Origin of the sequence: Pseudogracilibacillus amylolyticus (SeqCode) (genome assembly GCF_051918545.1) — a bacterium.
Lineage (GTDB): Bacteria > Bacillota > Bacilli > Bacillales > Amphibacillaceae > Pseudogracilibacillus.
This window is the reverse complement of record NZ_JBPPZG010000111.1, coordinates 1-13,337: the sequence shown is the minus strand read 5'-3', so window position 1 is coordinate 13,337 and position 13,337 is coordinate 1. Positions and strand designations below refer to the sequence as shown.

The window sequence follows — 13,337 nt, the reverse complement described above, 5'->3', positions numbered from 1 at the left end:
AAATTGAGTGAAAAGTGTGTCAAGTTTTTTCCGTAGCGGAGGACAATTACTATCCAACTTTACTCAACAGTTTATGGATAAGGTGTATAAATGCAACAAATGAAGAATCCGAACTTATACAAAAATTTCAATTGGAAATTTAAATAATAGTTCGGATTCTTTATGATTAAATCACTTTTAACTTTACTCTATTGTTACAAATCTATCTACTTCCTTTAATATAAGGGGTACTTAATGCATTCGGTGCTTCAGCACGACCAATAAACCCTGCTAGTGCTAAAATCGTTAATACATAAGGAGCGATTAGTAAAAATACTTGAGGAACATTTTGTAACAATGGAATTCCAGCACTAATAACACTTAAACTTTGGGCAAATCCAAAAAACAAAGCCGCCCCCATTGCTCCCAAAGGATGCCATTTACCAAAAATAACAGCAGCAAGCGACATAAACCCTTGCCCTACTATCGTTGATTGAGAGAAATTAAGTGCAATCGTTAATGCAAATACAGAACCACCTAACCCTCCTAAAAGACCAGAAATAATTACTGCTACATAACGCATTCGATATACATTGATACCATTCGTATCAGCAGCCATTGGATGTTCACCAACAGCACGTAAGCGCAAGCCAAATGGTGTTTTATACAAAACATACCAAGCGATAAATGCTAGTATGATCGCTAAGTAAGAAGTCAAATATACACCTTTAAAAAAGATTGGACCGATAACAGGAATATCTGAAAGAAACGGGATATTTGTTGTATAAAACGGTCGAGAAATCATGTCAGTTTGCCCTTTACCATACCATTGTTTCGTTAAAAATACGCCCAGCCCAAGGGCTAAGAAGTTGATCGCAATACCACTAACTACTTGATCTGCTCGAAAAGAGACAGATGCAATTGCATGAATTACTGCAAAAATACCCGAAACAATCATGGCAACAAAAATTGACACCCATGGGGTCCAAACTCCAAAAACTTCTGCAAAGTTAAGATTAAATACAATCCCTACAAATGCTCCCATGACCATTAATCCTTCTAATCCAATATTAACTACTCCAGATCTTTCGCTAAATACACCACCTAATGCTGTAAAAATAAGTGGAGCAGAGAAAAATAAAGCTGGTGGTATTATTGCCTGTAATAGATCAATCATTTACTTAGCCTCCTTTTTAAAGCGAAGTATAATCCATCTGATCATATAACTGGATGCAACGAAAAAGATGATGAATGCGATAATCACATCAACTAATTCACTTGGTACCCCAGCTTCTGTTGGCATGTTTAATGCCCCAACTTTTAATACACCAAAAAGAATAGCTGCTAATATAACTCCTATAGCTGTGTTTGCTCCGAGTAAAGCAACTGCAATTCCGTCAAAACCTAGGCCGGAAAACCCGCCTTGGATGGACATGTTACCAAAGGTCCCTAATCCCTCCATTGAACCAGCTAATCCCGCAAAAGCACCTGAGATAACCATTGCAAAAATAATATTTTTACTTACATTCATGCCAGCATACCTTGATGCATTTTGATTTAAACCAACTGCGCGAATTTCATAACCGATCGTAGTTTTATTAATAATAAACCACATGATAAGTGCTGCCAAAAGAGCAATTAAAATCCCATGATGCACTCGAGAGTACATCGTTAAAGTTGCTAGCCATTCTGATGAAAGAGATGCAGTGGGAGCGATTTTTTCAGTTTTATCCGCCTGTTCTGTTAACACATTTCGTATGATTGAGTTTGCACTATATAAAGCTATATAATTAAACATAATTGTAACGATAACTTCATGAACTCCTAATTTTGCTTTTAAATATCCAGGTACAAATGCAATAGCCGCTCCCGCTAAGGCAGCAACAAGCATTGCTAAAGGAAGATGGATAAACATTGGCGCCTCAATAGTAGTCCCAATCCAAACAGCGGCAAGCCAACCGACAATTACTTGCCCTTCAGCCCCGATATTAAACAAACCTGCTCTAAAAGCAAATGCAACTGCTAAACCTGTTAATATATATGGAGTTACCTGTCTGATTGTCTCACCTATAAAGTAAAGATCACCAAATGCACCTTTCCATAAAGCTAAATAACCTTCCAATGGATTATATCCATAAATTAACATAATAATTGCACCAGCCATTAACCCTATAAATACTGAAATAAGTGGAACCAAAATGTTGAATAATCTATTTGACATCAATTTGTCCCACCTGCTTTCTTTTTGTCACTTCCGGCCATTAACAAGCCTAGTTCTTGTTCCGTTGTTTCCTCAGGTTTTACATCAGCAACAATCTTTCCATCAAAAATAACAACAATTCGATCACTTACATTTAAAATCTCATCGAGTTCAAAAGACAGTAATAACACTGCTCGTCCTTTATCTCTTTCTTCCACTAATTTTTGGTGAATAAATTCAATAGCTCCAACATCTAATCCCCTTGTTGGTTGGGCGGCTATAAGTAAGTCTGGAGAACGATCAACTTCACGACCAATAATTACTTTTTGCTGATTTCCTCCCGAAAGTGCACTCGTTTTTGTATGAATAGAAGGAGTTCTCACATCGTACTCCTTTACAATTCTTTCTGAAAACTCATCAATCTTTTCATAGTTTAGTATTTTATTTTTTGAGTAAGGTTCTTGATAGTATGTTTGGAGCGCAATGTTCTCACTAACTGGAAAATCTAAAACTAACCCAAATTTTTGTCGATCTTGCGGAATATGGGCCAAACCTTTTTCAGTTATTTTACGTGGGGATAAATTTGTTATCGGTTCATTGTTCAAATAAACGGATCCGGATTCAGTCTTTTTTAGTCCCGCAATTGCTTCGATCAATTCTGTTTGACCGTTTCCGTCTATTCCAGCAATTCCTACGATTTCATTTGCCCGCACTTCGAGATTTAATCCTTTTACGACTGGAACATTTCGATTATCATTAATATGTACATTTTCTACCTTCAAAACAACATCCGTCGGTTTTGCTTCCTCTTTTTCTGTCTTAAAGCTGACTGATCTTCCAACCATTAATGTTGCTAATTCCTCAACTGTTGTTTCTGAAACATTTACGGTTCCAATTCCTACCCCTTTTCGGATAACAGTACAGCGGCCACAAACTTGCATAATCTCTTTTAGTTTGTGTGTAATTAAGATGATGGACTTACCTTCATCCACTAACGATTCAATAATTTCAAATAGCTCGTTTATTTCTTGGGGGGTGAGTACCGCAGTCGGTTCATCCAAAATAAGTACATCGGCTCCTCTATACAACATTTTCAAAATCTCTACTCGTTGTTGCATACCGACCGAGATATCTCTAATTTTAGCTTTAGGATCAACTCTTAACCCGTAACGATCCGATAATTCTTGTACCTCTTTTTCAGCTACTTTTAGATTAATTTGCCCAAATTTAGTAGGCTCACTTCCTAAAATGATATTTTGCGTAACTGTAAAAGGCTCAACAAGCATAAAATGTTGGTGTACCATTCCAATTCCCAAATCATTCGCTATGTTAGGGTTGGTAATATTAACTTTCTCTCCTTTTATCTTTATTTCTCCTTTTTCAGGTTGATAAAGACCAAAAAGAACATTCATTAGCGTTGATTTTCCGGCTCCATTTTCACCTAACAATGCATGTATTTCACCTTTTTTTACTTGGAGGGTTATATTGTCATTAGCAACAATACCGGGGAATTCTTTACGTATATTTAACATTTCAATCACGTATTCCATCGTGTCATCACATCCCTTGCCCGATAATTAATATTGTCTATTTTTGTATTGCTACTTTATATCGAAGTAGAAGAAAACTGCGATGTAACAATGAAAGAATTACTCGCAATTCAAGATGTCGAGTCATTTTCCAAGACGTCGAGTCGATTTAGAATATGTCGAGTCATTCTTCAAGACGTCGAGTCGATTTCGAACATGTCGAGTCATTCTTCAAGACGTCGAGTCGATTTCGAACATGTCGAGTCATTCACCAAGATGTCGAGTCGATTTCGAACATGTCGAGTCATTCTTCAAGACATCGAGTCGAATCGCAATTTATGAGTTTCCCCCAAACATGGAGTTGATACATAAATAACATATAGACTCCTATGTCGTGTCGCAGTTTATGTACTTTATGAAAAGGCAATATTCGCTCTTCAAGTAAGATAATGTTAAATAAAAAGGGCTAGAATTCAACTAGCCCTATTAATATATAATTATCTTATAAATCTTTTTCAAATTCTTCTAGTTCTGCACGAGATTTAGGAACTTCAAGTTCACCGTTTCTGATTTTTTCCTCCCACTCGCTTACAGCATCTTTAAGATCGTCTGTAAATGCTTCTTCATTTGTATCAGCTACAGATATTCCTTCATCTTCTAAACCAAATTCAACAATTTCTCCACCTGGAAATTCTCCAGACATCGCTAGGTTTGTTACTTCTTGTACAGAAATATCAACACGTTTTACCATGGATGTCAACGTAACGCTTGTCGAGTTATCTTCATTTAATCCTTCTTCATATTGGTCACGGTCCACTCCAATTACCCAAATTTCACGGTCTGGATCGTTTTGTTTAATGTCTTTAGCTTCTGCAAACACACCGTTACCAGTATTTCCGGCTGCATGATAAATAATATCAATATCGCTGTTATACATATTTGATGCAATAAGTTTTCCTTTATCAACTGCGTTAAAATCTTCTGCGTATTGGATTTGAACCTCAATATCGGGATTTACTGATTTTGCACCAGCGACAAATCCTACTTCAAATTTATTAATTAAGTCAGAATCTACTCCACCTACAAATCCTAGTTTATCAGTTTTTGTTTTCATCGCTGCTGCTACACCTGCCAAAAATGAACCTTCATGTTCGGCAAAAGTGATACTTGCAATGTTTGGACCTTCAACGACAGTATCGATTATTGCAAAATAATTATCTGGATACTGTTCAGCAATATCGCTTACCGCATCTTCTAGTAAAAATCCTACACCAAAAATTAAGTTAAAATCATTTTTTACTAAGCGTGTGAAGTTAGGGAGATAATCACTATCGTCTTCTGATTGTGCATAATCATAACCGGATGCTCCTTTTTCAGCACCATGTTCTTCTCCCCATGCTTCTAAACCTTCCCATGCAGACTGGTTGAACGATTTATCATCAATTCCACCGGTATCTGTAACCATTGCTACTGAAAAGTCAGCAGATTCATCTGATTGTTCTCCTGCATTTTCATCATTCGTTTGTTCAGCATCATCGTCTGTACTTGTATTGTTATCTGAACCCCCACAAGCAACTAAGACTAGACTTAATGCAAATAATAGAACAATTGATAACAAGAACTTATTTTTCTTCATTTCTAAATCCTCCATTTTGGTAAGATATTTTAATAAAGTACAATTTCCCCCCTTTTAAACCGTACTTGAATATCTTGGTGCGAGTAATACAACATTTTCTATGTAAAATTGTCATACTACTACAAATTAATATACCATGTAAATAAATAATTTAGAATATATTTCATAAATTTTTAAGAAGATTCTTCCTTTTGATGCTCTAAGAGAACGATTCTCGGTTTATTTCCTTCATATGGCCCTACAATTCCTCGTTCCTCCATAGAATCTATTAATCTCGCAGCTCTATTATAACCGATGCGAAATCTTCTTTGTAACATGGATACACTTGCACTCTGCATCTCTACCACTAGTTGTACAGCGTCGTCAAATAATTCATCCTCTACCTCACTAGCGTCACTTTCCTGTTCGTCTGGGATCATATCTTCCTCATAGGATACTTTTTGTTCATTTATACAGTGATTCACGATGCGCTCAACTTCATCGTCTGATAGGAAAGCTCCTTGAACTCGTATCGGTTTTGACATTCCCACAGGGATATAGAGCATATCTCCTCTACCTAATAGTTTTTCTGCCCCACTTACGTCCAGAATGGTTCGCGAGTCAACTTGAGATGAAACACTAAAAGCAATTCGAGAAGGGATATTTGCTTTTATTACACCTGTAATTACATCAACAGATGGCCTTTGTGTTGCAATAATAAGATGAATTCCTGCTGCACGTGCCATTTGAGCAAGTCTAGTAATGGAATCTTCCACATCTTTTGAAGCAACCATCATGAGATCAGCTAATTCATCAACTAAAACTACTATATAAGGGAGTAAACCTTGATTATCATCCGTAAGTTCATTTTGTTTTTGAATAAAGTTATTGTATCCTTCAATGTTTCTTGTACCTGATTCAGAAAACAATTCATACCGGTATTCCATTTCCTGAACGACTTTCTTTAAGGCCATGGAAGCTTTTTTTGGATCCGTTACAACGGGAGTTAATAAATGTGGAATGCCGTTATAAACATTCAATTCCACTTTTTTCGGATCGATCATCATCATTTTTACTTCATTCGGTTTAGCCCGCATTAGAATAGAAGTGATTATACTATTAATGCACACACTCTTTCCACTTCCAGTTGCTCCAGCGATAAGTAAATGCGGCATTTTATTTAGTTCACCTTCAACAATTTCTCCAGATATATCTCTACCTAAACCAAATAATAATTTCTTGTTTCGATTACTCGAAAGATTCAATACTTCACGAAGAGAAACCATAGCAATTTCTTGATTTGGTACTTCGATCCCCACTGCTGATTTTCCAGGAATCGGTGCCTCAATCCGAATATCTTGCGCGGCAAGGGCAAGGGCAAGGTCATCATGAAGGCTTATAATTTTACTTACCTTTACACCGGCTTCAGGATAAACTTCATACCTGGTTACGGCTGGACCAACATGTGCCTTCGTAATCTTGGCCTTCACCCCAAAACTTTGAAAAGTTTGTTCCAATACTTGAACCGTTTTATGTATTTGTGATTTTTCTCGTTGCTGACTATGTTTGATAGGTTCAGAAAGTAAATCAATAGAAGGTAACTCGTAATGATCATTTTGCGTACTATTCATATCGATAACGGAAACATCAATTTCTTCCTCCGTTTCTTCAGGTGGAGTAGAATTTTCATCTTCCATTTGTAACATTAGTTGTCCACTGTCATTTTCCTCATATGAAAATTGTACATCCACTACTTCTTGCGGTTTCTTCAGCCCGTCAGCATTTGAATTCTCTTCATGTACATCAGCTTCATAAGCATGATTGGCATTTTTGTTTACTTGTTTTTCCGCCTTTTTACTTTCTCTTTTCGCTTTAAAATTTTGCCATTTTTCGGCTAGTTTTTTCCTCATGTTTAAATAAAAATTACCAATTGATAGATTTGTCATAAATATTAGTCCTATTAATATCGAAAATACAGCTACTATTTTGGCACCGGCAGATGAAAACAAATAAGAATTGGCAGTATATAAGATTCCACCAATCATTCCGCCACCTAGCTGACTACTTACACCTTGTCCATTCAAAAATGCCATATAATGATCCCAAGTAGCTTTAATAACGGATGTTTCCGTCGTATCAATCAATAATTTTTCAAATGTTTGTATATGCGTAAATAGTAAAACACCTAAAAATAATATGGTAAAACCAATCGTCCTCTTCGTGAAGAAATTCGGAAAATTTCTTTTTATTACTAGAATAATACCAATAATTAATAAGATTAGCGATGCAACAAAATACCACACTCCTAATAAAAGTCTGAAGATGTTTTCCAGACTTGTTGGAATAAACCCATCACTAATCATAGACACTCCACTGCCAAAAATGGATAAAAATATAAACAATAAACCAAGCAGTTCGTACTGTAGTTGTTTAGCTAATCCTGATTTTTTTCTTCTTTTCTTTTTTGCCACATCATCACCTCTAAACATAATAGGTGGATTTTCTAATTGAATATGAAACCCCTGCCCACCTAGGCAAGGGTTGTATCTACTATAGATGCGTCTCTAGTATATCATATTATTTGTTTTCTTAGAAAAGTAAAATTCTCTATTTTGTTAATGATTTACTTTTTAAAAATAGTTCCTGGTGAGAAAGACGTATTTAAAAAATCTTGAGGATCCGTGGACAAAAGTTGAACAACCTCTAATTGTCCTTGTTCTGTTTTTTTTACATATAGAGATCTCCCTTGCCAAGAGACTAGTTGATGATTTTCTTCCTCTTGTGGAAATATCTCTTCGGTTAGTAACGGAGTATAATGTACCATTATTAACTCACTTCCTCATTGGATTTTTCTAATTCTTTTGGTTTTAACTGATTAATTAATTCATTTAGTTTTTCCATTGCATCTTTAACTCCACCAACATCATTGATAAGTTGATACTCGACAGCTTCAGATCCAATCAAGTTTGTACCAATATCTCTAGTTAAATTCCCTTTTGCAAACATTAATTCTTTAAATTGCTCTTCCTGAATATTCGAGTGGTTAACGACAAATTGTATCACTCGATCTTGCATTTTATCTAAGTATTCGAAAGTTTGTGGGACGCCAATGACTAGACCTGTCAAGCGAATTGGATGGATTGTCATTGTAGCAGTGGGTGCAATAAAAGAATAATCAGCCGAAACGGCTATCGGGACTCCGATCGAATGCCCTCCGCCTAGGACAATGGATACGGTAGGTTTAGACATTGAAGCGATCATTTCAGATAGAGCAAGTCCTGCTTCCACATCTCCACCGACTGTGTTTAGTAAAATAACAACACCTTCTATTTTAGGATTTTGTTCTATAGCAATCAATTGTGGTAGTATATGTTCATATTTTGTCGTTTTATTTTGAGGAGGTAATTGCATATGCCCCTCCACTTGTCCAATAATCGTTAGGACATGAATATTTGATTCGGGCATTGTCGGTACATTTGTTTGACCTAATTCTTTAATTTTCTCTACGATTGCTGAAGGAGAAAGTTCGTCTCCAGATTTTTCCTCTTTTTCTTCTTTTTCTTCTTTATTCAATTGACGTTCACTCCTTATTTACAACATATATCAACCTTTAGTATGGGCTAAATATAGTACTTCATACTACCGATTATATAAAGATAGGAGTAGAAAAGCCGAATTTAAAAAAACACCAGCATTATCTGCTGATGTTTTTGTTATATTATTAATGTTTTTAATCTAGATCTTTCTTCTTCTGAAAGACCTACTAAAGGTAAACGTACAGATCCAACATCTAACCCTTTTAATTTTAGTGCTTCCTTTAGCGGTGCTGGAGAAGGAGCCATAAATAAGCCTTTCATTATAGGCAGTAGTTCACGGTGAATATGAGCCGCTTTTTGTGTTTCACCAAGGAGAAAAGCATGCACCATTTCTTTCATTTCATTACCTATAATATGGGATGCTACTGACACAATCCCAGTCCCACCAACTGCCATTATCGGTAATGTCATACTATCATCACCACTGTATACGTGAAAATCATCGTTTGTTTCTGTGATGATTTGAGATACTTGCTCTAAATTACCACTCGCTTCTTTTACAGCAACGATGTTTTCAAGTTCACTTAATTTAATGATTGTGTCAGCTTCAATGTGAACACTACATCTTCCTGGTATATTATACAACATAATCGGTAGGTTAGTTGATTCTGCAACCAACTTAAAATGTTCATATAATCCAGTTTGATTTGGACGATTATAATAAGGGGCAACTAGCATAATACCATCTACCCCAGATTCAGCAGCTATTTTCGTCAAGTTTATTGTATTATTCGTATCATTTGTTCCTGTTCCAGCAAGTACAGGCACTCTTTTATTCACGACAGCTACGACATGTCGATAAATTTGCTCCATCTCAGTTTGCGACAATGTAGCAGATTCACCTGTTGTTCCCGTTATAACTAAGCCTTCAGTTCCGTTCGTTAGTAAATGTTCGATAAGCACGGTCATTGTAGGGAAATCAACTTGATTGTCACTGTCAAATGGAGTGATCATAGCTGTCAAAACATGACCAAAATGCATGTTATTTCACCCTTTTCTTATCACTCATGAAGCTTAAGATACTGTTTCTTTTCCTGTATCAGTTATTTTATTTAACTCAAACGCTTCATGCAATGCATTTATCGCTGTCTTTAAATGTTCATCATGGATTAGAACCCAAATCGTTGTATGACTGTCAGCTGATTGTAAAATTTGAACATCATTATTAATAAGCGCTTCAGTAATTTTTGCAACCACACCAGGAATTCCAGTCATCCCGGCGCCAACAGCTGAAACTTTAGCACAGTTTTTCTTTACTTTTACGTTAAATCCTTGTTTTTCTAATAAAGAAACTGCCTTTTCTGTAACTTCAGTTGGAACAGTATATATAACATTTGTAGGTGATATATTGATAAAGTCGACCGAAATATCCGCATCAGCCATCGTTTTAAATATAGTTGCTTGTGCTTTTAAGTCACTCTCATTCACATGTACAGTTAGCTGTGAAATCGAATCTATATGAGCAATTCCAGTAACTAAACGATCTGGTATATCAATTCCAAATTCTTTAACACGAGATGACGTAATCAATGTACCTTCATCTTCTGAGTAAGTAGAACGAATACGAAGCGGAATCTCTGCTTGCATGGCAATTTCTACTGCTCGCGGATGGATCACCTTTGCCCCTTGATAGGCTAGATTACATGTTTCGGTATAAGTAACAACGTCGATCCGTTGAGCAGAATCAACTACACGTGGATCTGCTGTCATAATTCCTTTTACATCTGTAAAAATCTCAACACATTCAGCACGCAAAGATGCACCTAATGCGGCAGCTGTTGTATCACTACCACCCCGACCTATTGTCGTTATATCTCCAGACTCCGTTCGACCTTGAAATCCTGCCACAACAATAACATCGTGGTTTTTAAGCTCTTGCTTTATTCTGTCTGGTTTTATTTTTTTAATTTTTGCCTCATTATATTCATCATTTGTAATAAGTCCTGCCTGGGCACCTGTTAATGCTGTAGCCGATACATTATGCTGTCTCAATTCATTCGACAAGACAACAGATGCAATAGTTTCACCACATGCCATTAACATATCTAGTTCCCGTTTAGAATTATTTGATGTTGGATGATCAACCATTTTGAGTAACGTATCTGTTGCATACGGATCCGGGTTTCTGCCAAGTGCGGAAACGACAACTACCAATTTATAATCTTGTTTAATTGCACGTTTTATTTGTTTAATAACAGAAATTCGATTTTCCTTTGTTTGAACAGATGTTCCACCAAATTTTTGAATTAAAAGTCGCATAATTATTATCAAACCTCAACTTTATTATTAATTTTAAACTAGTTCATTTCTAACAAGGGCCTCTGCAATTTGAACTGTATTCCAAGCAGCCCCTTTCACAAGGTTATCAGACACAACCCATAAATGGAATCCATTATCTGTGTCTAAATCTTTACGAATTCTACCAACAAAAACTTCTTTTTTCTCCGCTGCGCTTAAAGGTGTCGGATACGTTTGGGTTGAAGGATCATCTTCAACGATAATACCTTCTCCATTTTCAAGCGCTTTTCTAACATCTTCCACAGTGATGTTTGATTCCTTTGTTTCAATATAGATACTTTCTGAATGAGAGGTAAATACTGGAAGCCTAACACATGTTGCTGCAACATGTAAATTAGGTTCATGCATAATTTTTTTAGTTTCATTGATCATTTTTAACTCTTCTTTTGTATATCCATTATCCTCAAATACGTCGATTTGTGGTAATGCATTAAATGCAATTGGATAATGCTTTTTATCTGAACCTGCCGGTAATATAGTAGCAGTCATTTCTTCATCATTTAAATATTGTCTTGTTTGCTCAGTCAATTCATTTTGAGCAGCCAACCCTGCACCTGATACAGCTTGATATGTTGAGACAATCACTCGTTTTAATCCAAACTTATCTTGAATTGGCTTTAATGCTGCAACCATTTGAATCGTAGAACAATTTGGGTTTGCTATAATCCCTTTGTGATGTTGTAAATCCCCTTCATTCACTTCTGGGACAACGAGGGGCACATCTTCATCCATTCTATATGCACTTGTATTGTCAACAACAATTGCTCCACTTTTTACTGCCTCAGGTGCTAGTTGTTTTGAAACTGAACCACCAGCGGAAAAAAATGCAATATCAATATCTTTGAAACTATTAGAAGTTGCTTCTTCTACTGTCACGTCTTCTCCATTAAACTTCACTTTCGTTCCAGCTGATTTCTTAGATGACAGTAACTTAATGTTGTTCACCTGGAATGGTTTTTCTTCTAGATATTTTATAATTTTTTGTCCTACCGCTCCTGTAGCACCTACTACTGCTACATTGTATTGTTTATTTTGTGTCATTAATAAATAACTCCTTCCATATCATGTGAACAGATCTAATCAAGTCGTTTATTTTTACTTTAAAGTATATTCTACCATATTTTAATTCGAATAAGGAATAATAACGGGCTGAATTTGTTTATCTTTAAGAGCTTCTATTATCGTTGCGGATAATAAGTCCATATTTGCAACTAGAGATGTTGGCTTTTTATGCGGATTATCTTGGCCAAAAGGGATAAAATAGATTAATTTACTACTCATTAAACGCATTAGATTAACTCCATTTAAACCTAAAGCATCATTGGTTGAGATTCCTAGGACAACAGGTCTACGGTTTCTCAAGGTGGCTTTCGCTGCCATGAGAACCGGAGAATCGGTTAAGGCGTTTGCAAATTTACTTAAAGAGTTACCTGTAAGTGGAGCAATCACCATAATGTCCAAAGGATCTTTAGGCCCTAATGGCTCTGCTTCTGGCATTGTTGAAATAACCCGTCGTTTAGTAATTGATTCGATGATTTCAATATGCTCTTCAGCTTTTCCGAACTTTGTGTCAATATTTCTAACTGTATAGGAAACGATCGGAATGACCTCAGCTTTTTCATCCATTAATTTTTGAATCTGCGGATAGACTGCATCATAGGTACAATGAGAACCTGTTAAGCCAAAACCGATTCTTTTACCTTCTAAAGACATGGAAATATCCAACCTTTCATCATTCTATCTATTTATATTCCCTAACAATGTATGTAGGTGAAAATCTTTCTGTTCCATTTAACTAAAATGTTGGCTTATACCCAAAAAATACTCATACTCCTTTTTTAATCTTCTTTAAATAACAAAGGCTGTACAGAAAATGAAAAATCTAAAGTAGAACAACTGCAGTACAAAAAATGCAGAATATTACTTTCAACTATTAAAAACTTAATAGAGAGTTGAAGGATACTGTGCAGCAATGAATATTTAAAAACTAGTAACAGCTTCGTTGATTTCCATCGTGAAAAATAAAAACGAAGCTACAAAGCAGAATACCGCTACGGAAATACATTCCGCTTTCCGCAGGCGGCTGATGAGCCTTCCTTGTGCTACGCACTGCGTTGTCT

General features: G+C 36.0%; 11 protein-coding genes. All 11 read right to left on the bottom strand.

What is annotated here, in order from left to right; translation table 11 throughout:
- Positions 1–202: 202 nt before the first annotated feature.
- The 11 genes from ACPYKA_RS12735 to ACPYKA_RS12685 all read right to left on the bottom strand — a co-directional run bounded on the left by ACPYKA_RS12735 (position 203) and on the right by ACPYKA_RS12685 (position 12,930).
- Complete coding sequence (locus ACPYKA_RS12735) at positions 203–1,156, bottom strand: ABC transporter permease (protein WP_479542640.1); 954 nt, start codon at positions 1,154–1,156, stop codon at positions 203–205.
- Positions 1,157–2,203 carry an ABC transporter permease gene (locus ACPYKA_RS12730; RefSeq protein ID WP_479542639.1) on the bottom strand — a complete coding sequence of 349 codons (1,047 nt, stop codon included), beginning with the start codon at positions 2,201–2,203 and terminating at the stop codon, positions 1,157–1,159.
- The gene (locus ACPYKA_RS12725; protein ID WP_479542638.1) at positions 2,200–3,729 is read right to left on the bottom strand and encodes an ABC transporter ATP-binding protein; all 1,530 of its coding nucleotides are present in this window, start codon (positions 3,727–3,729) and stop codon (positions 2,200–2,202) included. Before ACPYKA_RS12725 ends, ACPYKA_RS12730 begins: the two co-directional genes overlap by 4 nt.
- Before the next feature lie 481 nt (positions 3,730–4,210).
- Positions 4,211–5,344, bottom strand: a complete 1,134-nt coding sequence (locus ACPYKA_RS12720; protein WP_479542637.1) for a BMP family lipoprotein — start codon at positions 5,342–5,344, stop codon at positions 4,211–4,213.
- Positions 5,345–5,517: 173 nt separating this feature from the next.
- A complete protein-coding gene (locus ACPYKA_RS12715; RefSeq protein ID WP_479542636.1) occupies positions 5,518–7,794 on the bottom strand; it encodes a DNA translocase FtsK in 2,277 nt (758 codons plus the stop codon).
- Between the two features lie 152 nt (positions 7,795–7,946).
- On the bottom strand, positions 7,947–8,147 hold the full coding sequence (locus ACPYKA_RS12710; protein ID WP_479542635.1) for a YlzJ-like family protein: 201 nt from the start codon (positions 8,145–8,147) through the stop codon (positions 7,947–7,949).
- A gap of 2 nt (positions 8,148–8,149) precedes the next feature.
- A complete protein-coding gene (locus ACPYKA_RS12705) occupies positions 8,150–8,896 on the bottom strand; it encodes a ClpP family protease (protein ID WP_479542634.1) in 747 nt (248 codons plus the stop codon).
- A gap of 140 nt (positions 8,897–9,036) precedes the next feature.
- Positions 9,037–9,900, bottom strand: coding sequence for a 4-hydroxy-tetrahydrodipicolinate synthase (gene dapA / locus ACPYKA_RS12700; protein WP_479542633.1), 864 nt, complete (start codon positions 9,898–9,900; stop codon positions 9,037–9,039).
- A gap of 33 nt (positions 9,901–9,933) precedes the next feature.
- Entirely contained in the window at positions 9,934–11,178 is a 1,245-nt protein-coding gene (gene dapG / locus ACPYKA_RS12695; protein WP_479542632.1) for an aspartate kinase, read from the bottom strand.
- Between the two features lie 33 nt (positions 11,179–11,211).
- Positions 11,212–12,258, bottom strand: coding sequence for an aspartate-semialdehyde dehydrogenase (gene asd / locus ACPYKA_RS12690; protein ID WP_479542631.1), 1,047 nt, complete (start codon positions 12,256–12,258; stop codon positions 11,212–11,214).
- A gap of 81 nt (positions 12,259–12,339) precedes the next feature.
- Positions 12,340–12,930: a dipicolinate synthase subunit B gene (locus ACPYKA_RS12685; RefSeq protein ID WP_479542630.1), complete on the bottom strand. Its 591-nt coding sequence runs from the start codon at positions 12,928–12,930 to the stop codon at positions 12,340–12,342.
- Positions 12,931–13,337: the final 407 nt, after the last annotated feature.